This is a genomic window from Caldimonas hydrothermalis, from assembly GCF_056746695.1.
The window spans coordinates 66212-91165 of sequence record NZ_JBWQXA010000011.1; the positions used below are offsets into that span (position 1 = coordinate 66212).

The following is a 24954-nucleotide window of genomic DNA, read 5'->3' on the forward strand; positions in this document are numbered from 1 at the left end:
CCATGATCGCTTCACACAACCCGCTCGACCCGACCCAGATGGCCAGCCTCAAGCACTGGGGCGACCCGCCGCCGCACGTGGATCTCGATGCGATGAAACCCGAGGCCCATGTCGATTGCGGCTGGGGCCGGCTGCTGCTGGGTCAGACCTTCGCCAGCCCCCAGGCCCTGGCCGACGAACTGCGCCGCGAGGAAGAAGGCCGGCGCGACGTGGCGCTGTACATCCGTGACCCGCACGTGGCCATCGCGGTGGCGCCGCAGCACCTCTTCCTCGACCCCTCCCACACCTACCGGCTCGACCTGCGCCGCCACCGCATCGAACCGCCCCCCGAAGAAGGCTACACGCTGCGCGAGGCCTTGGCCGACGACGAGGCCACGCTCAACCGCATCTACCGCGCCTGCCGCATGGTGCCGCTGCGCCCGGGCTATCTCACCGACGGCCAGCGCGATCCGGCGGTCATCCTGCTCGTGGTGCACGACGAGGCGAGCGATCAGGTGGTGGGCACCGTCACCGGCGTGGACCACGTGCGCGCCTGCCGCTGCCCCGAGCAGGGCGCCAGCCTGTGGTCGCTCGCGGTCGACCCGCAGGCCACCCGCCCCGGTGTGGGCGAGGCGCTGGTGCGCGCCCTGGCCCACTACTACCGCTCACAGGGCCGTCGCTACCTCGACCTGTCGGTGATGCACGACAACCAGCACGCGATCGCGCTGTACGAGAAGCTGGGCTTCGAGCGCGTGCCGGTGTATTGCGTCAAGCACAAGAACCCGATCAACGAGAAGCTCTTCACCGGGCCCGACGACTGCGCCGAGGTCAACATCTACGCGCGCATCCTCATCGACGAGGCGCGCCGCCGCGGCATCGGCGTGGAGCTGCAGGACGCCGAGCACGGCTTTTTCCGCCTCACGCATGGCGGTCGCACCGTGAGCTGCCGTGAGTCGCTCACCGACCTCACCTCGGCGGTGGCGATGAGCCGCTGCGACGACAAGCGCGTGACCCGCAAGGTGCTGGCCACTGCCGGGCTGCGCCTGCCCGAGCAGGCCCTGGTGCGCAACGAGGCCCAGGTGGCCGCCTTCTTGCACCGCCACGGCCGCATCGTCGTGAAGCCGGCCCGCGGCGAACAGGGGCGCGGAGTGAAAGTCGACCTGCGCACGCTCGACGAGGTGCACCGCGCCATCGAGGAAGCGCGCGCCCATTGCGACGACGTCATCATGGAAGAGCTGATGCTCGGGCAGGACCTGCGCATCGTCGTGATCGACTACCAGGTCGTGGCGGCCGCCACGCGCCGGCCGGCCGAGATCACCGGCGACGGGCACACGAGTGTGCGCGAGCTGATTGCCAAGCAGAGCCGCCGCCGCGAGGCCGCCACGGCCGGGGAAAGCCGCATCCCGATGGATGCCGAGACCGAACGCTGCGTGCACGCTGCCGGGTACACGATGGACACGGTGCTGAGCGCCGGCACGGTGCTGCCGGTGCGCAAGACGGCCAACCTGCACACCGGCGGCACCATCCACGACGTCACCGACCAGCTCCACCCTGAGCTGCGGCAGGTGGCCGAGCAGGCCGCGCGCGCGCTCGAGATCCCGGTGGTGGGCTTCGATTTCATGGTGCCCGACCTGGGCGGCACCGAGTACGCCATCATCGAGGCCAACGAGCGCCCCGGCCTGGCCAACCACGAACCCCAGCCCACGGCCGAGCGCTTCATCGACCTGCTCTTCCCGCAGACCCGCGCCGCACCGCTGCCGGAGATGAAGGAGAGCGCGTGACCCGAACAACCGCCCCCCGCATCGACCGTGACTACCTGCTCGACGTGCTGCAGCGCCTGCTGCTCACGCCCAGCCCCTCGGGCATGACCGACGAGATCGTCGTGAAGGTGTCCAACGAACTGGAACAGCTCGGCATCCCCTACAGCCTCACGCGGCGCGGCGCCATCCGCGCCGACATCGAGGGCGAGCGCCACAGCCCCGACCGCGCCATCGTCGCCCACCTCGACACCCTGGGGGCGATGGTCAAGCAGCTCAAGCCCAACGGCCGGCTCGAACTCGTGCCCATCGGCTTTTGGTCCTCGCGCTTTGCCGAGGGTGCACGTGTCACGCTCTACGGCGACGACGGCCTGACCTGCCGCGGCACCATCCTGCCCTGCAAGGCCTCGGGCCACACCTTCAACCAGGAGATCGACACCCAGCCGGTGGCCTGGACCCACGTGGAGCTGCGCCTGGACGAACGCTGCCATTCGCACGAGGACCTCGTCCGCCTGGGCGTGAACGTGGGCGACACCATCGCGGTGGATTCGGCCCCCGAGTTCCTGCCCAACGGTTTCATCAACGCCCGCCACCTGGACGACAAGGCCGGCGTGGCCGCCCTGCTGGCGGTGGCCCGGGCGCTGCGCGAGTCCGGCACCCGCATCCCGGTGGACTGCCACCTGCTGTTCACCATCTCGGAAGAGGTGGGCGTGGGCGCCTCGCACGTGCTGCACGGCGATGTGGCCGAGCTGATCTCCATCGACAACGGCACGGTGGCCGAAGGCCAGAACACCTGCGAGTACGGTGTGACCATCTCCATGCAGGATTCGGCCGGCCCCTTCGACTGGCACCTCACGCGCCACCTGCTGGCGCTGTGCCGCGAACGCGGCATCGAGCACAGCCGCGACGTGTTCCGCTACTACCGCAGCGATGCCGCCGCTGCGCTGGAGGCCGGCAACGACATCCGCACCGCCCTCGTGTGCTTCGGGCTCGATGCCTCGCACGGCCACGAGCGCGTGCATGTCGATTCGCTGATGGCGCTGGCCGAGCTGCTGCTGGCCCATGTGCAGAGCCCGCCGCTCTTCAAGCGCGATGCGGCCCTGCTGGGCCCGCTGGCCGACTTCCCGGCCCACAACGACCCGACGCTGGCCGAGGGCGGCGCCTCCTGACGCTCAGGCCGCGGCCGGCGCCTCGTGGTGCGCCGGCCGCTTGCGATCGAGCCGGCGCATGAACACCAGGTAGAGCAGCGGCACCACGTAGAGCGTGAGCAGCGTCGAGAAGGCCAGGCCCCAGACGATGCTGGCGGCCACCGGTCCCCACAGCAGGCTCTTGCCGCCCAGGCCCGTGGCCAGCGAGAACAGCCCGCCGATGGTGGTGGTGGACGTGATCAGGATGGGCACCACCCGCCGGCGTGCGGCCCAGACGATGGCATGCATCGTGCCCATGCCGCGCGCGCGGCGCTCGTTGGCCGCATCAATCAGCACGATGGCCGCGTTCACGGCAATCCCGGTCAGTGCGATCACGCCGTACATCGTGTACAGCGACAGCGGGTTCTGCGTGAGCGCCAGGCCCAGCGTCACGCCGGTGAAGGCCAAGGGCACCGTCACCAGGATCATGAAGGGCTGCCAGTAGCTGACGAACTGCGCGGCCAGGATCAGGAAGATCAGGCCCACGCCGAGCGCAAACAGCAGGCCCATCGCGTCCAGGCTTTCCTGGATGTCCTCCAGCTCGCCCGAGAACTCCAGGTCGATGCCCGGGTACTGGCGAGCCACCTCGCGCCAGGCGGCCTGCACCCGGGCATTGGCCTGGGCGGTGTTCAAGGCCTCGGGGTTGTCCTTGGGGTCGTCGAGGTTGGCCTCCACCGTGATGGTGCGCCTCAGGTTGTAGTGGCGGATGAAGCCCTTGCCCGGCTCCACGCTGGTCGTCATCAGGGTGTCGAGCCGCGTGACCTGGCCGTTGGGCAAGGTGAGCGGCTCGGCCAGCAGGGCCGCCGGGTCGGTGCGCGCGTCGTCGCGGCCACGCACGCGCACCTCGATTTTGTCGCCGCCTTCGCGGGTGAAGGCCACGATCTCGCCATCGACCTGGATGCGCAGCATGCGCGCGAGCCAGGCCGCATCGAGCCCGGCGCGCCGCAGGGCCTCGTGGTCGAACTGCAGCGTGAGCTTGGGCCGGCCCGGTACGTCGTCGTCGGTGACGTCTTTCACGCCGGGCACACCGGCCACGATGGCCTTCACCGCATCGGCGGCGCGGCGCAGCTCGTCCGGGTCGTCGCCGCGCACCTTCACGTTCAGGGGCTTGCCCTTGGGCGGCCCGCCCGACAGCAGCGTGAAGCTCTTGCGCCCAGGGCCGGGCAGCGCCTCCACCTCGGCGCGCATGGCTTCGATGACCTCGCTCACTTCGCGTCCGCCGTCGCCGCGGGGGTTCAGCGACACCGACACCTGGCCGTAGGCATCCCCATAGACCGGTTCGGTGTCGGTGAACTTGATGCCCGCCACCGAGACGACGGCGCGCGCCTCGCCCTGCGGCCCCACGCCTTGCAGGTGCCTGCGCACCACTTGCTCGACCGCCTCGGTTTCAGCCAGCGTCTCCTCCAGCGTGGCTTGCGAAGGCATGTCCACATTCACGTAGAACAGCCGCAGCGGATCGAAGGCGAAGAACTGCACCTTCACGGCGCCCGAGAAGAACAGCCCCACGGCCCCCAGCACCAGCACGGCGGCCACCACCAGCGACCAGCCCGCGCGGCGCAGCACCATTGCCAGGCTGCGCCCGTACCACAGGCGCAGCCTGCGATTGAACTCGTTGCGCCAGGCCTGGGCCCGCGAGGGCTGGTCCAGGCGCAGTTTCAGCGCGTGCACATGGGTGGGCAGCATCCAGAAGGCCTCGACCAGGCTGATCAGCAAGGCCAGGGTCACCACGAAGGGAATGACAAACATGAATTTGCCCACGATGCCCGGCAGCAACATCAGCGGCAGGAAGGCCGCCATCGTCGTCATCACCGACGACAGCACCGGCGCCAAGACCTCGCGCACACCGTCGATCGCGGCCTCGAAGGCTTCCGCCCCGCGCTGCAGGCGGTAGTAGATCGCCTCGACGACCACCACCGCATCGTCCACCAGCATGCCCAGCGCGATCACCAGGCCCAGCAGCACCGAGATGTTGAGCGTGTGCCCCAGGCTGCCAAGCACGACCATCGTGCCGGCCAGCGAAAAGGGGATGCCCAGGGCCACGAGCACGCCGATGCGCCAGCCCAGGAACAGCCAGCAGATGCCCATCACACTGACCAGGCCGAACAGCGCGTTGGTCTCCATCACGCCGATGGCCTCGCGCGTGGGCACGGTCTGGTCGTCGCTGAGCAGCAACGTCAGGCCGCTGGCCGCCAGCGCCGCCTGGCGCTGGGCGATGTAGTCGTGGAGCCGCTGCACCAGCTCCAGGGTGTGGGTGCCGGGCTTCTTGGTCACAGCCAGGCTGATGGCGCTGCGCCCATCCATGCTGGCGAGCTGGGCGGCCGGCGCGCGGGCGCGCTCGATGCGCGCCACCTCGTCCAGACGCGCCGTGGCCTGCGGCCTGGCCGGGTTGCGCACCACGATGCCGGCCAGACGCTGCGGATCGGTAGCGATGCCTTGCACGGTGACCGACCAGGCCCCGCCTTCGGTCTTGAGCGTGCCGGCCGAGGTGTCGCGAAAGACGCTGCGCACCGCGTCGGCCACATCGGTGGCGCTCAAGCCGCGCGCCACCAGCGCGGCATTGTCGGGGGTGATCAGGATCTCGGGGTCGCGCAGGCCCGAGGCATACACCTGGTCCACACCGGCCATGCGCTCCAGGTCGAGCTTGATCTGGCGGCCGGCCTGGCGCAGCACCTCGTCGTCGGCCTGCCCCAGCAGCATCAGCGAGGCGGTGGGAAATCCATTGGAGGTGGTGATCTCCAGCACCACCGGGTCCTCGGCCTCGGTGGGCAGTTCGGTGTTGGCCTTGTTCTGGATCTCGCGGCGCAGGTCGGCAATGCGCTTGTCGAAGGTGCGCTCGGAGATCTCGCGGAAGCGCACGAGGATGCTCGAGACGTTCTCGCGGCTGCTGCTGACGACGAAGCGCACGTCGGCCACGCCCTTGATGCCGTCTTCCAGCGGGTTGGTGACCAGGCGTTCGACGTCCTCGGCCGACGCGCCGGGCAGGGTCGTGATGATGCTCACCCAGTTGAAGTTGATCTCCGGGTCCTGCGCGCGCGGCATCGAGAGGTAGCTCAGCGCCCCCAGCACCAGCACCACCACGAAGGTGACGTTGGCCAGCGGGTGGTTGCGGATCAGGGCGGCCAGCAGCTTCATCGCTCGATGCTCACCGGGGTGCCGTCCTGCAGGGTGGCCTGGCCGCTGATGACCACCGGCGTGTCGGCCGGCAGCGTCGCCGCGACTGCCCGGCCTTCCTGGGCGCCAGGCAACGGCACGAAGCGGGCCCGGCCCTCGGCCACCGTGAACACGCCCAGGCGGCGCTCGCGCCGCACGATCAGCGCCGGGGGCAGGTGCGCACGATCCTCGGTCCACAGCAGGCGCCCCTCGGTGCCCGGCAGCACGGCCTCCTGCGGGGCCAGGCGCACCTCCACCGTGCGCGCGGGCGCCGTCACCGCACCGGCCACGCGCAGCAGCTTGAGCGCCACGGTGCGTCCGCCTCCAGCGTCGAAGCGCGGGTCGCCCGCCGAGCGCAGCCCCGCCACGTCGTCGGGCGCCACCTGGGCGCTCACCTCGACCGCGCCGGTCTCGGTCAGCACATACAGCACCGTGCCGGGCGCCACGTACTCGCCCGCCTGGGCCAGGCGCTGGCTCACCGTGGCCGCAAACGGCGCCGTGATGCGCGTGCGCGCCAGGGCCCGCTCGGCCGTGGCCAACTGCGCCCGATTGGCGGCGAGTTCGGCCTGCATGAGCTTGAGCTCGGTCTCGCGCTGGTTCAGCGCCTCCTGCGACAGGAAGTTCTGGGCCACCAGCTCGCGTGTGCGCTGCAATTGCGTCTGCGCCAGGCTCACCCGCGCCAGCGTGGCCTGCAGCGCCGCCTGGGCACGGTCGCGCTCCAAACGGAAGTCGGTGGGGTCGATCTCGGCCAGCAGGTCACCGCGGCGCACGCTGGCGCCCGCGTCCACCCGCCAGCGCAGCACCGTGCCCGCCACCTCGGCCGCCACCCGGGCCTGGTTACGCGCCACCACGGCCGCCGGCGCCTCGCGCTGCGGACGCACGGCGACGTCGCCGAAGGGCCGGACCTGGACCATCGCTGCCCCACCATGGACCGACGCGCTCTGGGCCTGGGCTGTGCCGAACCACAGAAGCGGCCCCAGGCAAGAGGAGAACACGGCAAGGCAGCGACGAAGCTTCATGGAGGACTCGAGGAGGACGGCCCGGGCAGCAGGCGCACCACGTTGGGGGGGGAACCCGGTGGGCCAGGGGCCGGCATTGTGCAGATCTTCACGATTATGCGCGTGTGCGGTCAACGCCTCCTCCCTCTTTCGGGGGCGTTGTGGGGTCATCTGCCGTCATGCTGCTGACATATGACGCGACCTTCCTGTTGTGACATCCACACGCGCGGTTGCAATTGGTTATCCCTGGACGAAGAGTTTCGCGCCAAGATGCGCGCTTTGCGTCTTGCCAGACAACCCGATGCCCGTCGCGCCAAGTTCGATGCTCTCCCTCGTGTCGATCCGGGTGGCCTGCCTGGCCGCAGCCGCAGTGGCCCTGTCGGCCTGTGGCGGCGGTGGCAGCGACGATGCACCCGGGGCGCCCAGCGAGTCCTCTTCCACGCAGACCAGCGCCCCTGCACCGGCAGACCCGCCCGCAGCCCCCGCGCCCACGCCCGCTCCGGCTCCTTCGGTGGACATCACCTGCGGCCTGCCAAACTTTCAGGCCGAGCTGCTGCGTCTGGTGAATGAGCGCCGCGCCACCGGCGCCACCTGCGGCAGCCGCGGCCGCTTTGCGGCCACCACACCGCTGAACTGGAGCGCCGCGCTGACCACAGCCGCCTACGGCCACAGCCGGGACATGGCCGACAACAACTACTTCAGCCACACCAGCCTCGACGGACGCACCTTCAGCCAGCGCATCACGGCCGCCGGCTACACCTGGAGCCGCGCGGGCGAGAACATTGCAGCGGGCTACACCTCGGCGCAAAGCGTGATCAATGGCTGGATGTCCAGCGAGGGCCACTGCGCCAATCTCATGAACCCGAACTTCCGCGACATGGGCCTGGCCTGCGCACGCAACCCCAGCAGCCGCTACGGCTGGTACTGGACGCAGAACCTTGGCACGCCACGCTGAGGCCAGGGCGCGTCAGTCCGGCACGGCGTCGATCACCCCGCCGCCCAGGCACACCTCGCCGTCATACAACACGGCCGACTGCCCCGGCGTGACGGCCCACTGGGCCTGCGCAAAGTCGAGCGTGAAGCGGGGGCCTTCGAGGCCCGCCAGCGTGCACGGCGCATCGCTCTGGCGGTAGCGTGTCTTGGCCGCATATGCCCCGGGCTCGGGCGGCTCGCCCGCCGTCCAGCTTGCATCAGCGGCCACGAGGCGGTGCGAAAGCAGCCAGGGATGGTCATGGCCCTGCACCACATACAGCGTGTTGGTCGCCAGGTCCTTGCGCGCGACGAACCAGGGGGCGTGATCGCCGCCGCCGCGTGGAGCGCCTTTGTCCTTGACGCCTCCGATGCCCAGCCCCTTGCGCTGGCCCAGGGTGTAGAAGCTCAGGCCCACGTGTTCGCCCAGCACGCGGCCGCGGTCATCCTTGATCAGACCCGGCGTGTTGGACAGGTAGCGGTTGAGGAACTCGCGGAAAGGCCGCTCACCGATGAAGCAGATGCCAGTGGAGTCCTTCTTCTTCGCATTGGGCAGGCCGATCTCCGCAGCGAGGCGGCGCACCTCGGTCTTGTGCAGTTCGCCCACGGGGAAGAGCGTCTTGCCCAGCTGCGCCTGGTTCAGCCGGTGCAGGAAGTAGCTCTGGTCCTTGGCCGGGTCGAGGCCCTTGAGCAGCTCGAAGCGGCCGTCGCGCTCGCGCACGCGGGCGTAGTGGCCGGTGGCGATCTTCTCGGCGCCCAGCCGCAGGGCATGGTCTAGGAAGGCCTTGAACTTGATCTCGGCATTGCACAGGATGTCGGGGTTGGGCGTGCGCCCGGCCTGGTATTCGCGCAGGAACTCGGCGAACACGCGGTCCTTGTACTCGGCCGCGAAGTTCACGTGCTCGATCTCGATGCCGATCACGTCGGCCACCGAGGCGGCATCGACGAAGTCGATGTTCGAAGAGCAGTACTCGTTGTCGTCGTCGTCTTCCCAGTTCTTCATGAAGATGCCGACGACCTCATGGCCCTGCTGCTTGAGCAGCCAGGCGCTCACGGCCGAATCGACGCCGCCGGACAGGCCCACCACCACCCGCGACTTGCGCGTCATGGTGTCCTCACCTTGATCTCGGGGGCATAGACGGTCGGGTCCACCGTGAGCAGCTCCAGGGGGTAGCGCCTGCCCGCCAGGTAGTCTTCCATGCACCGCAGCACCAGCGGGCTGCGGTGCCGCTCGCGGCTGGCGCGGATCTCGTCAGGGGTCATCCACAGCGTGCGAACGATGCCCTCGTCCAGCACCCAGCCCGGCGCCGGCTCGCTGGCCGCGCCGCAGAAGGCAAAGCGCACGTAGGTCACGTCCTCGCCGGTGGCCGGACGATGGAACCGCGAGAGGTAGACCCCCACCAGCGCCTCGGGCGTGAACACGCAGCCGGTTTCCTCCAGCATCTCGCGCACCACCCCTTGCACGGGCGACTCACCCGGGTCGAGGTGGCCGGCCGGGTTGTTCAGCCTCAGGCCCTCGGCCGTGTGCTCCTCCACCAGCAGGAACTGGCTCTGTCCCTCGACCTGGCGCTCCACGATGGCCGCCACCGTGACACTGGGTTTCCAACGATCGCTCATGGGTGAATTATCGCGGCGCCGCCGCCCACCCGCTGGCGCAGGGGGCACTCACGATGCTCCGGGATTCATGCACGATCCTGCCAACCCGCCCCAAGTCTGCCGCCCGCGGCGATGTCCTGAAGCGCCTTGCCTGCGGCCACCGGCCGTGAAACGTCGGCGATCACACCATTCTTGGCGGCCACCAGCTCGGCCATGATCGACAGCGCGATCTCGGCCGGGGTCTTGCTGCCGATGTAGATGCCTGCCGGGCCGTGCAGGCGCTGCAGCTCGGCGGGGGTCAGGCCGAAATGCTCGTGCAGCCGTTCGCGCCGGTGCGCGGCATGGCGCCGCGAGCCGATGGCGCCCACGTAGAAGGCCTGCGAGCGCAGCGCGTCGATCAGCGCCAGGTCGTCGAGCTTGGGGTCGTGGGTGAGCGTCACCACCGCCGTGCGCGCATCGGGCTGCAAGCGCACGATCAGGTCGTCAGGCATCTCGCGGGTCAGGGTCACACCGGGCAGGCTCCAGCTTTGCTGCTGTTCTTCACGCGGGTCGCACACGACCACCTCAAAGCCCAGGCTCAGCGCCATCTCGCTCAGGAAGCGGGAGAGATCCCCCGCGCCGATCACGATCAGCCGCAAGCGCGGGCCGAAGTGCGTGCTCAAATGGGTATCGCTCAGCACGGGCAACCCGTCGCGTGCACCCGGCTGCAGCACCACCTCACCGGTGCGCAGGTCCAGCACCCGCTCGGTGCTGCGCCGGGCCTGGCAGGCAGCCAGCAGCTCGGGCAACCGGCTGCGTTGCGACACCGGCTCCAGCACCAGTTCCACCGTACCGCCGCAGGGCAGGCCGAAGCGGTGCGCCTGGTCGGCCGAGATGCCGTAGCGCAGCGTGGTCGGCCGCCCGCCGGCACACACGGCCTCGACCCCTTCCCCGCGCACGCGGTGGATGAGGTCGTCCTCGATGCAGCCGCCCGAGACCGAGCCCACCGTGTGGCCCAGGGCGTTGATGGCCATCAGCGAGCCCGCTGGACGCGGCGACGAACCCCAGGTGCGCGCCACGGTGACGAGCACCACGGGCCACCCCTGGCCCAGCCATTCGTACGCGGTGCGCAGCACCCGGATGTCGAGGTCTTCCATGGCGCCACCTTAGCCCAGATCGAAGGGCATGTGGCGCAGGGGTTTGCCCGTGAGGCGCGCCCTCTGTCATGATCCCCAAGCATGAACCCCGCACCTCCGTTCCGGCCCGTGGCCCTGGCCCACGCCAGCCGCCTCGTCAACCATGGCCCCACCGTGCTCGTGACCAGCGCCCACGGTGGCCGTCGCAACCTCATGGCCGCAGCGTGGTCGATGCCGGTGGAGTTCACGCCGCCGCGCATCGCCATCGTGATCGACAAGCGCACCTTCACGCGCGAGCTGATCCAGGCGAGCGGTCATTTCGGTGTCTGCATCCCCGGCGCCGCGCTGGCCGATCTCACCTACGCCGTGGGCAGCGTGAGCGGCCGCGAGATCGACAAGTTCGAACGCTTCGGCATCGCAGCGCGGGCCGGGGCCGTGACCGGTGTGCCCTTGCTGGAACAAGGCTGCGCCGCCTGGATGGAATGCCGGCTGATTCCCGAGCCCCACACCGAGCAGGCCTACGACACCTGCTTCGCCGAAGTGCTGTCGGCCGCGGCCGATGCGCGCATCTTCGAGAACGGGCGATGGTCGGTGCGCGAGGACAACGCCGAGTTGCACACCTTGCATCACTTGGGGGCAGGACTCTTCGGCCGCTTCGGTGCGCTCGTTCAGGCCCGGCCGCTCTGAGTAACCGTCTTCCGAGTCAAGCGGTGTGAAGCGAGTGATCCCAAGGTTTGCTGGTTCTGACCTTGGCGTTGAGCGGCCGCTTCGGGAGACGGGAAGCGGGTCGCCAGGCCCGACATCTCGTCCCTTCGGTCGCGGTGGGACGCGTGAACACGCCCGACGCGATGGCCGTCACCCCCGCGACACCTTGCAATTCCCTGAAACTTGTAACCCCGTTACAACCACAGAACCCTGTCAGCTTGTGTAAGCTGCGCAGGATTTGGCAGCGCACCTTCTCGGGGGGCGTGCCGCAGTTTCAGAGAACCACACGAGGAGGTTTCATGCTCATAGGCGTACCGCTCGAGACGGTGGCGGGAGAGACCCGCGTGGCCGTCACGCCCGAGACGGCCAAGAAACTCAAGGCGCAGGGTCATGTCGTGCGCGTTCAGTCCGGCGCCGGCGTGAAGGCGGCCGCGCCGGACGAGGCCTATGTGGCCGCCGGGGCCGAGATCGTGGATGCCGCCGGCGCCTTCGGCTGTGAGCTGGTGCTCAAGGTGCGCGCCCCGAAGGCCGAGGAACTGGCACTGATGAAACCAGGCACCACGCTGGTGGGCATGCTCAACCCCTTCGATGCCGAGGGCCTGCAGCGACTGGCTGCCGCCGGCCTGACCAGCTTTGCGCTGGAGGCTGCGCCGCGTACGACGCGGGCACAGAGCATGGACGTGCTGTCCTCGCAGGCCAACGTGGCGGGCTACAAGGCGGTGATGATCGCTGCCGATCGCTACCAGCGCTTCTTCCCGATGCTGATGACGGCCGCTGGCACGGTGAAAGCCGCACGCGTGGTGGTGCTCGGCGTGGGGGTGGCCGGCCTGCAGGCCATCGCCACGGCCAAGCGCCTGGGCGCGGTGATCGAGGCGTCCGACGTGCGGCCTTCGGTGAAGGAGCAGGTGGAATCGCTGGGCGCCAAGTTCATCGACGTGCCCTACGAGACCGCCGAGGAGAAGGAAGCCGCCGAAGGCGTGGGCGGCTACGCCCGGCCCATGCCGCAGAGCTGGCTCGACCGCCAGAAGGTCGAGGTGGCCAAGCGCGTGGCCCAGGCCGACGTGGTGATCACCACCGCGCTGATCCCCGGCCGCCCGGCGCCGGTGCTGGTGACCGAGGACATGGTGAAGTCGATGAAGCCCGGCTCGGTGATCGTGGACCTGGCCGCGCCCCAGGGCGGCAACTGCCCGCTGACCGAGCCCGGCCAGACCGTCATCCGGCATGGCGTGACCATCGTGGGCGAAACCAATCTGCCTGCGCTGGTGGCCGCCGATGCCTCGGCCCTGTACGCGCGCAATGTGCTCGATTTCCTCAAGCTCATCGTCACGAAGGAAGGCACGCTGAGCATCGACCTCGAGGACGACATCGTCGCGGCCTGCCGCATGACACAGGACGGACAGGTGACGCGCACATGATGCCTTTCCCGATGCAGCGCGTGATGCTGCGCGCCAAGCTGCACCGCGCCACCGTGACCGAGGCCGATCTGCACTATGAGGGCAGTTGCGGTATCGACGAGGACCTGATGGACGCGGCCGACATGCGCGAGTTCGAGCACATCGACCTCTACAACGTCAACAACGGCGAGCGCTTTTCAACCTACATCATCAAGGCCCCGCGCGGCAGCGGCACGATCTCGCTCAACGGTGCGGCGGCCCGCAAGGCCCAAGTGGGCGATCTGCTCATCATCTGCACCTACGCGCCGATGAGCGAGGACCAGGCCCGCGACCACAAGCCCCGGGTGGTGCTGCTGGGCGAGGGCAACCGCATCCAAGAGATCCGCAAGTTCTGACACTTTGAAGGAGACGCCGGCATGGACACGCTCAGCCCGGTCATCATCAATCTGATCATCTTCGTGCTCGCCATCTACGTGGGCTACCACGTGGTGTGGAACGTCACGCCCGCCCTGCACACGCCGCTGATGGCGGTGACCAACGCCATCTCGGCCATCGTGATCGTGGGCGCCATGCTGGCCGCCGCGCTCACCGAGACCGGCCTGGGCAAGACCATGGGCGTGCTGGCGGTGGCGCTGGCCGCCGTCAATGTGTTCGGCGGCTTCCTGGTGACGCGCCGCATGCTCGAGATGTTCAAAAAGAAAGAGAAGAAGGCCCCGGCCTCGGGAGGCCAAGCATGAGCCTGAACCTCGTCGTCTTGCTGTACCTGGTGGCCAGCGTCTGTTTCATCCAGGCGCTCAAGGGCCTGAGCCACCCCACCACGTCCATCCGCGGCAACATCTTTGGCATGACGGGGATGGCGATCGCCATCCTCACCACCGCAGCACTCATCGTCGAGACGGCCGGCCGCATGGGCCAGCCAGGCGCCTCGGGCATGGTGTGGGTGCTCGTGGGTCTGCTGGCCGGCGGCGCCATCGGCACGGTGATGGCCCAGCGCGTGGAGATGACCAAGATGCCCGAGCTGGTGGCCTTCATGCACAGCATGGTGGGCCTGGCGGCCGTCTTCATCGCGGTGGCCACGGCGGTGGAGCCCTGGGCCTTCGGCATCACGGCCAAGGACGCGGCCATCCCCACCGGCAACCGGCTGGAGTTGGCCCTGGGGGCGGTGATCGGTGCCATCACCTTCAGCGGCTCGGTCATCGCCTTTGGCAAGCTCAGCGGCAATTACAAGTTCCGCCTCTTCCAGGGCGCGCCGGTGGTGTTTTCGGGGCAGCACCTCGTCAACCTGGTGCTGGGGTTGGCCATGGTGGCCCTGGTGGCGTTCTACACCGTCACACAGAGCGAGGCCGCGCTGTGGGCCTCGATCGCGCTGGCCTTCGTGCTGGGTGTGCTCATCATCATCCCGATCGGCGGGGCCGACATGCCGGTGGTGGTGTCCATGCTCAACAGCTATTCGGGCTGGGCGGCCGCGGGCATCGGCTTTTCGCTGAACAACCCCATGCTCATCATCGCCGGTTCGTTGGTAGGCTCCTCGGGCGCCATCCTGAGCTACATCATGTGCAAGGCGATGAACCGCTCGTTCATCAACGTCATCCTGGGCGGCTTCGGCGGGGATGCTTCGTCCGCTGCGGCCTCGGGTCAAGCTCAGCGCACGGTCAAGAGCGGCAGCCCCGATGATGCGGCTTTCATCCTGAGCAATGCCGAATCGGTGATCATCGTGCCCGGCTACGGCCTGGCCGTGGCGCGCGCCCAGCACGCCGTCAAAGAACTGGCCGAGAAGCTCACCCACAAGGGCATTTCGGTGAAGTACGCCATTCATCCGGTGGCCGGACGCATGCCGGGCCACATGAACGTGCTGCTGGCCGAGGCCGAGGTGCCCTATGACCAGGTCTTCGAGATGGAAGACATCAACGGCGAATTCGGCCAGGCCGACGTGGCCATCGTCCTGGGCGCCAACGACGTCGTGAACCCCGCGGCCTTGCAGAAGGGCTCGCCCATCTACGGCATGCCCATCCTGGAGGCCTACAAGGCCAAGACCGTGATCGTGAACAAGCGCAGCATGGCCGCGGGTTACGCCGGCCTGGACAACGAGCTCTTCTACATGGACAAGACCATGATGGTCTTCGGCGATGCGAAGAAGGTCGTCGAAGACATGGTGAAGGCGGTGGAGTGACTCAGGCTGGATTCGCCCCACGCAAACTCTGAGCGCCCCCAGGGCCGGGCTGCACCCAGCCCGGCCCCCGCGGGGGTCAAGGAAACTTGGGGCGGCTCGGCGCAGCACAAGGCATCAAGGGGGGCGGTTCGCCCAGACGCTCGTTCCAAGACAGCAGCGTGGGGACCACGCCAGGCCCCGATCTTGCTTCCTATCGGTCGTCCCGCATCGAGGGTTGGTCCTGAGGGGGCCAACCCTGAGTGAAGCGGGGGCAAAGCGGTGCGGGGTTGTGGGACTAGGCGTTTCCCATGAAGCCTTTTGCCTCGATTCTTTGCATGCTTTGGGCCTGGGCGCGCCACAAGCCGTGCCCTGCTGTCGTGACCGTCCGCTGCCGCACCGAACCGGTGGGGCGGCACCACCTGCCAGATGCAAAAGGAAAGGGTTCTCGAGATGAAGACACGTTGGATCAAGGGCCTGGCCGCCGCCGCAGCCGTTGCGTTTCCCGCGATGCTGCCGCTTTCCGCCTCGGCCGGGCCGACGCTGGATGCGGTCAAGTCCCGCGGGACGCTGCGCTGCGCCGTCAACAGCGGCCTGCAAGGCTTCTCGGCCCCCGATGCCCAGGGCCGCTGGACGGGCCTGGACGTGGACTTCTGCCGTGCCGTGGCCGCCGCCGTCCTGAACGACCCCAACAAGGTGCAGTTCGTCCCCACCACCACGCAGAACCGCTTCACGGTGCTGCAGTCGGGCGAGGTGGACATCCTCTCGCGCAACACCACCTGGACGTCCTCGCGCGACTCGACGCTGGGTTCGGTCTTCGCCGGCACCTGGTTTTATGACGGCCAGGGCTTCATGGTGAAGAAGTCGGCCAATGTGAAGAACGCCTCGCAGCTCAACGGCGCCACCATCTGCGTGCAGCCCGGCACCACGACCGAGCTGAACCTGAGCGACTACTTCCGCAGCAAACGCATGACGTTCAAGCCGGTGGTGATCAGCGATCTGGCGCAGATCCAGCAGGCCTTCTTCGCCGGGCGCTGCGACGTCTTCACCACCGACATCTCGGGCCTGGCCGCCACGCGCCTGGCTGCGCCCAACAAGGACGACCTGGTGATCCTGCCCGACGCGATCTCCAAGGAGCCCCTGGGCCCGATGGTGCGGCGCGGCGACTGGGAGTTCTTCACCATCGTGAAGTGGACGCTCTTCGGTCTGATCGAAGCCGAGGAATACGGCGTCACCTCGGCGAACGTGGACAAGCTCAAGGCCGAATCCAAGGACCCGCAGGTGCAGCGTATCGTCGGCGTCTCGGGCGACGTGGGCAAGGGCCTGGGGCTGGACAACGACTGGCTGGTGCGCGCGATCAAGGCCGTGGGCAACTATGGCGAGATTTACCAGCGCAACATCGGCCCGCTGGGCCTGGAGCGGGGCCAGAACGCGCTGTGGAAGGACGGCGGCCTGATGTACGCGCCGCCGTTGCGCTGACCCGGCCCGTTCCCCTGCCCTGAGGTCGGCGGCCCGCGCAAGCGGGCCGCCTTGCATCCACGCATCCCGTCCCGCTCAAGAGGTCGACGCACCGATGTTCAGCAACGAACGTGTCCGCGGCATCGTCTACCAGGTGCTGCTGCTGGCCGCCGTGATCGGCGTGGGCTGGTACCTGGTGTCCAACACCCTGCACAACCTGTCCACGCGGCAGATCCAGGTGGGCTTCGGCTTCCTCGGCCGTGAGGCCGGCTTCGAGATCGCCGAAACCCTGATCGCCTACGACGCCACCCACACCTATGCACGCGCGTTTGCGGTGGGCCTGCTCAACACGCTGAAGGTGGCCGCACTGGGCATCGTGCTGGCCACGGTGCTGGGCACGCTGATCGGCATCGCCCGGCTGTCGAGCAACTGGCTGCTGGCCCGGCTGGCCTCGGGCTATGTCGAGGTGATGCGCAACGTGCCGCTGCTGCTGCAGCTCTTCGTGTGGTATGGCCTGTTCACCGAGCTGCTGCCGCCGGTGCGCGAGGCCCTCACGCTGGGCGACTGGTTCTTCGCCACGCAGCGCGGCTTCTGGTTCGCCTGGCCGGCCGAGCATGCCGCCTGGTCGGGCGCCGGCTGGGCCCTGCTCGCCGGCCTGGGCTTGTCCTGGGCCTGGCGCAGCGCCGCGGCCCGGCATCAGCAGGCCACGGGCCAGCGCTGGCCCGTGGGCTGGGTCAGTGCCGGCTTGATCCTGGGCCTGCCCGTGCTGACCTGGGCCGCGATGGGCGCGCCCACCGCGATGGACGTGCCCTCCTTGGGCGGCTTCAGCCTGCAAGGCGGCCGCTCGATCTCGCCAGAGTTCACCGCCTTGCTGCTGGGCCTGTCCACCTACACCGCGGCCTTCGTGGCCGAAGTGGTGCGCGCGGGCATCCTGGCCGTCGACCGCGGCCAGACCGAGGCGGCGCAGGCCCTCGGTCTGAATGCCGGCCAGCGCCTGCGCCTGGTGACGCTGCCTCAGGCGCTGCGCGTGATCATCCCGCCGATGACCAGCCAATACCTGAACCTGACCAAGAACTCCTCGCTGGCGGTGGCCATCGGCTACCCCGACCTGGTGGCCGTGGCCAACACCACGATGAACCAGACCGGGCAGGCCATCGAGGCCATCGCCATCCTGATGGCGGTGTATCTGTCGATCAGCCTGGCGATCTCGCTGTTCATGAACTGGTACAACGAACGCGTGAAGCTGGTGGAACGGTGAGAACGACCATGGACAAGACCCTTGCGCCCGCCAGCGCCGGCCTGCCCCCGCCACAGCGCCACGCCAGCGCCTGGGCCTGGGCACGCGAGAACCTCTTTTCCACGCCGCTGAACACCGGCATCACGCTCGTCACGCTGGCCCTGCTGGCCTGGGTGCTGCCCAAGGTGCTCGGCTGGGCGGTGTTCGATGCGGTCTGGGGCCATGCACCGCTCGAACAATGCCAGGCCGCGCGCGGCCAGGGCGCCTGCTGGGCCGTGGTGTGGGAGAAGTTCCACTTCATGATGTTCGGCGTGTACCCCTACGAGGAAAGCTGGCGCGCGGCGCTGTCCATCGGGGTGATGTGCAGCTTGCTGGTCGTCTCGGCCCTCAAGCGCTTCTGGAACGCCCGGCTCATCCTGATCTGGGTCGTGGGCCTGGCGCTGACCTTCTGGTTGATGGGCGGCGGCCTGGGGCTCACGCCCGTGCGCGCCGAGCAGTGGGGCGGTCTGCCGGTCACGCTGATCCTGTCGATCTTCGGCATCGGTTTGGCTTTTCCGCTGGGCGTGCTGCTGGCGCTGGGCCGGCGCTCGAAGCTGCCGCTGATCCGCGCCTTCTCCATCATCTATATCGAGGTGATCCGTGGCGTGCCGCTCATCACGGTGCTTTTCATGGCCTCGGTGATGTTCGCGCTCTTCCTGCCCGAGGGGCTGCGCATCGAGCAGCTCATCCGCGCCCAGGTGGCCATCATCCTCTTCGTGGCGGCCTACCTGGCCGAGGCGGTGCGCGGCGGCCTGCAGGCCGTGCCCAAGGGGCAGTACGAGGCGGCCGAAGCCTTGGGGCTGCCCTACTGGAAGATGATGGGGCTGATCATCCTGCCCCAGGCGCTGCGCCTGTCGATCCCACCGATCGTCAACAGCTTCATCTCGCTGTTCAAGGACACCTCGCTGGTGGTCATCATCGCGATCTACGATTTCGCCTATGCGGTGAAGAAGTCCGTCGAGACCGATTTCAGTTGGAAGCCCTTCTTCATCGAAGCCTTCCTGTTCTCGATCCTCATCTACTGGATCTTCTGCTACGCGATGTCGAAATACAGCCAATGGCTCGAGCGCGACCTCGCCCGCGGCCACCAGCGTTGACCCTCATCCGGAGACTTCCATGGCAGATGCTGCCCTCAAGACTTCCGCCGCCGGCGAGGTGGCCATCCGCATCGAAGGCCTGAACAAGTGGTACGGCGACTTCCATGTGCTGAAGAACATCGACCTGGAGGTGGCCAAGGGCGAGCGCATCGTGATCTGCGGACCGTCGGGCTCGGGCAAGTCCACGCTGATCCGTTGCATCAACCGGCTCGAACAGCACCAGCAGGGCCGCATCGTCGTCAACGGCGTGGAGCTGACCGACAACCTGAAGAACATCGATGCCATCCGCTCCGACGTGGGCATGGTGTTCCAGCACTTCAACCTGTTCCCGCACCTGAGCGTGCTGGACAACTGCACGCTCGCGCCGATCTGGGTGAAGAAGCAGCCGCGCGCCCAGGCCGAGGCCACCGCGCGGCGCTTCCTGGAGCGCGTGCGCATCGCCGAGCAGGCCCACAAATACCCGGGGCAACTCTCGGGCGGCCAGCAGCAGCGCGTGGCGATTGCGCGCGCGCTGTGCATGAACCCCTCGATCATGCTGTTCGACGAACCCACCTCGGCACTCGACCCGGAGATGGTCAAGGAAGTGCTCGACACGATGATCGATCTGGCCCGCGAAGGCATGACGATGCTGTGCGTCACCCATGAGATGGGCTTTGCACGGGCCGTGGCCGACCGGGTCATCTTCATGGATGCAGGCGAGATCGTCGAGCAAAACACCCCCGAGGCATTCTTCAGCAATCCGCGCAGCGAACGCAGCCGCCAGTTCCTCAGCCAGATCCTGGACCGCTGAGACGGTGCCCCGAGACAGGGTATCGAACGGGGTCGCCGTCTCCTGCGGGACATCAAAGTAGAGGCTTCACTCCAAATCCGTCTAGCGAAACACCTGATGGGGCTTGCGTCAGCCATGCGTCAGAATTCCCGGTTCATTCGGAGGAACCCATGGAAAAAGTCTGGCTGAAGCACTATCCGCAAGGCGTGCCGCACGAGATCAACCCCGACCAGTACCCGTCGCTGGTCGCGCTGCTCGAGGAAAGCTTCACCAAATACGCCGAGCGTCCCGCCTTCAAGTTCATGGGCAAGACGCTCACCTATGCCCAGCTCGACGAGTACTCGCGCGTCTTTGCGGCCTACCTGCAGTCGCTCGGCCTGAGCCAGGGCGACCGGGTGGCCATCATGATGCCCAACGTGCCGCAGTACCCCATCGTCGTGGCGGGCATCCTGCGTGCGGGCTACGTCATCGTCAATGTCAACCCGCTGTACACCGCCCGCGAGCTCGAGCACCAGCTCAAGGACTCCGGCGCCAAGGCGATCGTCATCATCGAGAACTTCGCACGCACCCTGCAGGAGTGCCTGGCCAAGACACCGGTCCAGCATGTGGTGCTGGCCGCGATGGGCGATCTGCTGGGTTTTCCGAAGGGCGCCATCGTCAATTACGTGGTGCGAAAGGTCAAGAAGCTGGTGCCGGCTTTCGATCTGCCCGGGGCCGTGCGCTTCAACGATGCCATCGCCAAGGGCCGCAGCCTCACGCTGCGCAAACCCGAGATCAAGGCCACCGACATCGCCGTGCTGCAGTACACCGGCGGCACCACCGGCGTGAGCAAGGGCGCCGTGCTGCTGCACCGGAACATCATCGCCAACGTGCTGCAGTCCGAGGCCTGGAACGGCCCGGCACTGAAGAAGATCCCGCCGGGCGAGCAGACCGTCACCGTCTGCGCGCTGCCGCTCTACCACATCTTCGCCTTCACGGTGAACATGATGCTGTCCATGCGCATGGGCGGCTGCAACATCCTGATCCCCAACCCGCGCGACATCCCCGCCGTGCTGAAGGAGCTGTCGCAGCACAAGTTCCACAGCTTCCCGGCCGTCAACACGCTGTTCAACGCCCTGGCCAACCACCCCGACTTCCACAAGGTCGACTGGAGCACGCTCAAGCTCAGCGTGGGCGGCGGCATGGCGGTGCAGTCGGCCACGGCCAAGCTGTGGCTGCAGAAAACCGGTTGCCCCATCTGCGAAGGCTACGGCCTGTCGGAAACCTCGCCCTCGGCCAGTTGCAACCCCACCGACAGCACCGAGTTCACCGGCACCATCGGCTTGCCGCTGCCCTCCACCGAGTTCAAGCTGCTCGACGATGAAGGCCACGAGGTGCCGATCGGCACCCCGGGCGAGATCGCCATCCGCGGCCCTCAGGTGATGGCCGGGTACTGGCAGCGCCCGGACGAGACCGCCAAGGTCATGACGCCCGACGGCTTCTTCCGCACCGGCGACATCGGCACGGTGGACGAGCGCGGCTACTTCCGAATCGTGGACCGCAAGAAGGACATGATCCTGGTGTCGGGCTTCAACGTCTACCCCAACGAAGTGGAAGATGTCGTGGCCCAGATGGACGGCGTGCTGGAAGTGGCTGCGGTGGGCGTGCCCGACGAGAAGTCGGGCGAGGCGGTCAAGCTCGTGATCGTCAAGAAGAACCCGGCGCTCACCGAGGCTGATGTGCGGGCCTACTGCGAGCAGAACCTGACCGGCTACAAGCGGCCCAAGGTCATCGAGTTCCGCACCGAGCTGCCCAAGACCCCGGTGGGCAAGATCCTGCGGCGCGAGCTGCGGGACAAGAAATGAGGCCTGACGACGCACAGCCATGACGCTGGCCCTCATCGCCGCGATGCACGAGGAGCTGGCGGCCGTCCTCGAACGGATGCCCGACGAGCGGCGTGAACGTGTGGCCGGTCGGGACTTCTGGGTGGGGCATCTGGGCGGCCGCGAGGTCGTGGCGGTGCTGTCGGGCATCGGCAAGGTGGCCGCGGCCACCACGGCCACGCTGGCCATCCAGCGCTTCGGGGCGCAGGCTCTGCTCTTCACCGGCGTGGCCGGCGGCCTGGGCGAGGGCGTGCGCGTGGGTGACCTGGTAGTGGCCACCGAGCTGTTGCAGCACGACATGGACGCCTCGCCGATCTTTCCGCGGCATGAGCTGCCCTTGTACGGCCTGTCGCGCCTGCGCACCGATGCGGCGATGAGCCAGCGCCTGCTTCAGGCGGCGCGTTCGGTGGCCGCCGAGGCCGCCAGGGTGCTCGGCGCCGACACCCTGGCGGCCTTCGGCATCGGCACGCCCGCCGTGCACAGCGGGCTGATCCTCAGCGGCGACCGTTTCGTGTCCACCAGCGCCGAAAGCGCGGCCCTGCGCCGCGAGCTGCCCGATGCCCTGGCGGTGGAAATGGAAGGCGCGGCCGTCGCCCAGGTCTGTCACGACCACGGCCTGCCCCTGGCCGTGCTGCGCACCATCTCGGACCGGGCCGACGATCAGGCCCATGTGGACTTCACCGCCTTCGTCCAGGATGTGGCGCGCCGCTACTCGGTGGCGCTCGTCGAGCGTTATCTGGCCGCGGGGGGCTGAGCCTCACCGCGCATCGATCCGCTGACCAGGTCGAAGCGGAACAGGCGGCATTCGATGGGGCCGTTCCACATCGGGATGCGGCGGGCCTCCTTCAGGCGCATGCGGCTGGGCAGTTTCATCTCGGGGCTGAGCACCCAGGCCGTCCAGCCGCCGAAATGGCGCTTCCAGTGGGCCGCCAGACGCGGATAGAAATCGTCGGCCAGGCCGGTCTGCTCGGCGCTGCGCGCCACGCTGCCGCGCGCCTCGATGCGCTCGCCATAGGGCGGGTTGAGCATCAGTGTGCGCGCCAGGCCCTCACTCAGGCGCGGGGCCGGCCGCTCCAGCGCGTCGCCACCATGGAATTCGATCGCATCGGCCACGCCGGCACGCTGTGCATTGCGGCGCGCGAAATCGACCATGCGAAACGACACGTCGCTGGCGAACACCGGCACGGCCGGTGGGTGGATGCGTGAGCGCGCGGCCTGCCTCAAGGCCTGCCATTGGGCCCGCGCCGGCGGCCCGGCAAAGGGCGCCAGGTGTTCGAAGGCAAAGCGTCGCTTCAGGCCCGGCGCGATGCCGCAGGCGATCTGGGCGGCCTCGATCGCGATGGTGCCCGAGCCGCAACACGGATCGAGCAGAGCCCCGCCGGCCTGAGGCGTGCCGCGCCAGCCCGCGGCGGCCAGCATCGCGGCGGCCAGGGTCTCCTTCAGCGGGGCATCGCCCTTGTCCTCGCGCCAGCCGCGCTTGAACAGCGGCTCGCCCGAGGTGTCGATGTAGACAGTGGCGTCCTGTTCGGTGAGGTGCAGCATCACCCGCACGTCGGGGTGGCGCGTGTCCACGCTGGGCCGCTGGCCGGCGGCCTCGCGCATCGCATCGCACAGCGCGTCCTTGATGCGCAGCCCGGCAAAGTTGAGGCTGCGCAGCGGCGAACGCTGGGCGGTCACGTCCACCTTGAAGGTCTGTGCCGGGCTCATCCAGTCGGGCCAGCGCACCTGGCGGGCCAGGGCATAGAGGTCGTCTTCCTGGCGATAGGGGCCGCGCGCGAGCTGCACCAGCACGCGCTGGGCCAGGCGGCTTTCCAGGTTGAGCACCATCACCGCGCGCGCGTCGCCGCTCAGGGCGATGCCGCCGCGCTCGATCGTGCCGTGGGTGTCGGGCCCGAGCAGGCTCATCGCCTCCTCGGCCAGCCAGGCCTCCACGCCACCGGCACACGGAAGGAAAAGCTGCAGTCTCATGAGGTCACAGGGCCTTGCGCAGGTTGGCCGGCGCGATCTTCAGGGCCTCGCGGTACTTGGCCACGGTGCGGCGCGCCACCTGGATGCCCTGTTCCTCGAGCATCTGGCTGAGCTGGCTATCCGACAGGGGCCGGGCCGGGTCCTCCGAGGCGATGAGCTGCTTGATCAGCGCGCGCACCGCGGTGCTGGAGGCATTGCCCCCGGCCTCGGTGTTCAGCGAGGAGCCGAAGAAGTACTTCAGCTCGAAGGTGCCGAAGGGCGTGGCCATGTACTTGGCCGTGGTCACGCGCGAGATGGTCGATTCGTGCAGACCCAGCTCGTCGGCGATCTCGCGCAGCACCAAGGGCTTCATCGCGATCTCGCCATGGGTGAAAAAGTTCTTCTGCCGCTCGACGATGGCCTGCGAGACGCGCAAGATGGTGTCGAAGCGCTGCTGGATGTTCTTCATGAACCAGCGTGCCTCCTGCAGCCTGGCGCCCAGGGCCTGGCTGGACTCGCTGCCGCGCTGCTGCCGGATGGCCTGGGCATAGAGATCGTTGATGCGCAGGCGCGGCATCACGTCGGGGTTGAGCACCACCTTCCAGCCGCGGCCGGCCTTCTGCACGATCACGTCGGGCACGATGATGTGGGCCTCGGCCCGCGCAAAGGGCCGACCCGGCTTGGGCTCGCAGGCCACGATCAGGGCTTGGGCCTGCTTGATCAGCTCCTCGTCGGCGCCGGTGGCGGCCATCAGCTTCTTCACGTCGCGCCGTGCCAGCGCCTCGAGGTGGCCCTGGCAGATCATCAGCGCGATGATCTGGGCCTCGCTGCGCGGCAGGGCGCGCAACTGCAGACACAGGCACTCGGACAGGTCGCGCGCGCCCACGCCAGTGGGCTGCAGACTGTGCAGCCACTTCAGCGCGCAGCGCAGCCGCTCGAGCAGTTCTTCGCGCGAGGCCTCGTCCTCGCCGGCCAGGTGGGCGGCGATGTCCTCCAGCGCATCGGCCAGGTAGCCGTCTTCGTCGAGCGACTCGATCAGCACCTGCACCGCGGCGGCATCTTCGGGCGACAGGCGCATGCCCAGCAACTGCTGGCGCAAATGATCTTGCAGGCTGATGCCGGGGCTGGCCCGCTCGATGGGGTCGAGCTCGTCGTCGCTGCCGCTGCGGCTGGCCGGCGTCTCGCCGATGCCGTCGAAGTCGTCGCGCTCGGTGCCGTTCTCCCAGTCATCGCGCTCGGTGGCGCCGACCTCCAGCGTATCGACCCCGCCGGCCTCGGCCGCCTCGAAGCCGTCGCCAGCCTCGGCGTCGGCCTGGGCTTCGCGCTCGCGGGTCGCCGGCGCCTCGGGCAGCAAGGACGGGCCCGGCACCGGCTCGCCGCTGTCGTCCTCGGGTTCGAGGAAGGGGTTTTGTTCCAGCATCTGCTCGACTTCCTGATGAAGCTCGAGCGTGGACAGTTGCAGCAACCGGATGGATTGCTGCAACTGCGGCGTCAGCGCCAGGTGCTGGGACAGCCGGACCTGCAGGGAGGGCTTCATCGCATCGTCCCT

21 protein-coding genes are annotated in these 24954 nt (G+C 68.4%); 14 read left to right on the forward strand and 7 right to left on the reverse strand.

The window, feature by feature from the left end; genetic code table 11:
• Nucleotides 1-2: 2 nt before the first annotated feature.
• Together ngg and AC1ECW_RS13570 are read left to right on the forward strand one after the other, a co-directional pair.
• Nucleotides 3-1760, forward strand: coding sequence for an N-acetylglutaminylglutamine synthetase (gene ngg, locus AC1ECW_RS13565; protein ID WP_481202038.1), 1758 nt, complete (start codon nt 3-5; stop codon nt 1758-1760).
• Nucleotides 1757-2905 carry an osmoprotectant NAGGN system M42 family peptidase gene (locus tag AC1ECW_RS13570; RefSeq protein WP_481202039.1) on the forward strand — a complete coding sequence of 383 codons (1149 nt, stop codon included), beginning with the start codon at nt 1757-1759 and terminating at the stop codon, nt 2903-2905. The genes ngg and AC1ECW_RS13570 overlap by 4 nt, the downstream gene beginning before the upstream one ends.
• A gap of 3 nt (nt 2906-2908) precedes the next feature.
• Here AC1ECW_RS13570 and AC1ECW_RS13575 read toward each other — a convergent pair whose 3' ends face one another.
• Both AC1ECW_RS13575 and AC1ECW_RS13580 read right to left on the reverse strand, forming a co-directional pair.
• Entirely contained in the window at nt 2909-6055 is a 3147-nt protein-coding gene (locus tag AC1ECW_RS13575) for an efflux RND transporter permease subunit (RefSeq protein WP_481202040.1), read from the reverse strand.
• Nucleotides 6052-7092, reverse strand: a complete 1041-nt coding sequence (locus AC1ECW_RS13580; RefSeq protein WP_409708968.1) for an efflux RND transporter periplasmic adaptor subunit — start codon at nt 7090-7092, stop codon at nt 6052-6054. The genes AC1ECW_RS13575 and AC1ECW_RS13580 overlap by 4 nt, the downstream gene beginning before the upstream one ends.
• 301 nt (nt 7093-7393) lie before the next feature.
• Here AC1ECW_RS13580 and AC1ECW_RS13585 point away from each other — a divergent pair, with 301 nt between their 5' ends.
• Nucleotides 7394-8026 (forward strand): CAP domain-containing protein, encoded by a 633-nt coding sequence (locus AC1ECW_RS13585; protein ID WP_409708965.1) that lies wholly within the window; start codon nt 7394-7396, stop codon nt 8024-8026.
• A 12-nt stretch (nt 8027-8038) separates the two neighbouring features.
• On the opposite strand, the gene mnmA is transcribed toward AC1ECW_RS13585, so the two are convergent.
• The 3 genes from mnmA to AC1ECW_RS13600 form a co-directional block, all read right to left on the reverse strand.
• Nucleotides 8039-9148, reverse strand: coding sequence for a tRNA 2-thiouridine(34) synthase MnmA (gene mnmA, locus AC1ECW_RS13590; RefSeq protein ID WP_409708962.1), 1110 nt, complete (start codon nt 9146-9148; stop codon nt 8039-8041).
• On the reverse strand, nt 9145-9657 hold the full coding sequence (locus AC1ECW_RS13595) for an NUDIX hydrolase (RefSeq protein ID WP_481202041.1): 513 nt from the start codon (nt 9655-9657) through the stop codon (nt 9145-9147). Before AC1ECW_RS13595 ends, mnmA begins: the two co-directional genes overlap by 4 nt.
• A 65-nt stretch (nt 9658-9722) precedes the next feature.
• Nucleotides 9723-10772: an XdhC family protein gene (locus AC1ECW_RS13600; protein WP_409709235.1), complete on the reverse strand. Its 1050-nt coding sequence runs from the start codon at nt 10770-10772 to the stop codon at nt 9723-9725.
• Nucleotides 10773-10853: 81 nt separating this feature from the next.
• Between AC1ECW_RS13600 and AC1ECW_RS13605 the strand changes: the two genes are divergently transcribed.
• The 11 genes from AC1ECW_RS13605 (at nt 10854) to AC1ECW_RS13655 (ending at nt 22212) form a co-directional block, all read left to right on the forward strand.
• A complete protein-coding gene (locus AC1ECW_RS13605) occupies nt 10854-11438 on the forward strand; it encodes a flavin reductase family protein (RefSeq protein WP_409709232.1) in 585 nt (194 codons plus the stop codon).
• Between the two features lie 317 nt (nt 11439-11755).
• Nucleotides 11756-12871, forward strand: a complete 1116-nt coding sequence (locus AC1ECW_RS13610) for a Re/Si-specific NAD(P)(+) transhydrogenase subunit alpha (RefSeq protein WP_409709229.1) — start codon at nt 11756-11758, stop codon at nt 12869-12871.
• 11 nt (nt 12872-12882) lie between these two features.
• The gene (panD, locus tag AC1ECW_RS13615; RefSeq protein WP_409709241.1) at nt 12883-13245 is read left to right on the forward strand and encodes an aspartate 1-decarboxylase; all 363 of its coding nucleotides are present in this window, start codon (nt 12883-12885) and stop codon (nt 13243-13245) included.
• A gap of 21 nt (nt 13246-13266) precedes the next feature.
• Nucleotides 13267-13587, forward strand: coding sequence for an NAD(P) transhydrogenase subunit alpha part 2 (locus tag AC1ECW_RS13620; RefSeq protein WP_409709226.1), 321 nt, complete (start codon nt 13267-13269; stop codon nt 13585-13587).
• Nucleotides 13584-15020 carry an NAD(P)(+) transhydrogenase (Re/Si-specific) subunit beta gene (locus AC1ECW_RS13625; RefSeq protein ID WP_409709223.1) on the forward strand — a complete coding sequence of 479 codons (1437 nt, stop codon included), beginning with the start codon at nt 13584-13586 and terminating at the stop codon, nt 15018-15020. Before AC1ECW_RS13620 ends, AC1ECW_RS13625 begins: the two co-directional genes overlap by 4 nt.
• A gap of 429 nt (nt 15021-15449) precedes the next feature.
• Nucleotides 15450-16475 (forward strand): amino acid ABC transporter substrate-binding protein, encoded by a 1026-nt coding sequence (locus AC1ECW_RS13630; RefSeq protein WP_409710725.1) that lies wholly within the window; start codon nt 15450-15452, stop codon nt 16473-16475.
• A 94-nt stretch (nt 16476-16569) separates the two neighbouring features.
• Nucleotides 16570-17712, forward strand: coding sequence for an amino acid ABC transporter permease (locus tag AC1ECW_RS13635; protein WP_481202042.1), 1143 nt, complete (start codon nt 16570-16572; stop codon nt 17710-17712).
• 8 nt (nt 17713-17720) lie between these two features.
• The gene (locus AC1ECW_RS13640) at nt 17721-18827 is read left to right on the forward strand and encodes an amino acid ABC transporter permease (RefSeq protein ID WP_409707968.1); all 1107 of its coding nucleotides are present in this window, start codon (nt 17721-17723) and stop codon (nt 18825-18827) included.
• Between the two features lie 19 nt (nt 18828-18846).
• Nucleotides 18847-19617 (forward strand): amino acid ABC transporter ATP-binding protein, encoded by a 771-nt coding sequence (locus tag AC1ECW_RS13645; RefSeq protein WP_409707965.1) that lies wholly within the window; start codon nt 18847-18849, stop codon nt 19615-19617.
• Nucleotides 19618-19766: 149 nt separating this feature from the next.
• Complete coding sequence (locus AC1ECW_RS13650; protein ID WP_481202043.1) at nt 19767-21440, forward strand: long-chain-fatty-acid--CoA ligase; 1674 nt, start codon at nt 19767-19769, stop codon at nt 21438-21440.
• Nucleotides 21441-21459: 19 nt separating this feature from the next.
• On the forward strand, nt 21460-22212 hold the full coding sequence (locus AC1ECW_RS13655) for a 5'-methylthioadenosine/adenosylhomocysteine nucleosidase (protein WP_409707959.1): 753 nt from the start codon (nt 21460-21462) through the stop codon (nt 22210-22212).
• Here the strand turns inward: AC1ECW_RS13655 and AC1ECW_RS13660 are convergent.
• Both AC1ECW_RS13660 and AC1ECW_RS13665 read right to left on the reverse strand, forming a co-directional pair.
• On the reverse strand, nt 22191-23426 hold the full coding sequence (locus AC1ECW_RS13660) for a THUMP domain-containing class I SAM-dependent RNA methyltransferase (protein ID WP_481202044.1): 1236 nt from the start codon (nt 23424-23426) through the stop codon (nt 22191-22193). The genes AC1ECW_RS13655 and AC1ECW_RS13660 overlap by 22 nt on opposite strands.
• Nucleotides 23427-23430: 4 nt before the next feature.
• Entirely contained in the window at nt 23431-24942 is a 1512-nt protein-coding gene (locus tag AC1ECW_RS13665; protein WP_481202045.1) for an RNA polymerase factor sigma-54, read from the reverse strand.
• Nucleotides 24943-24954 lie beyond the last annotated feature (12 nt).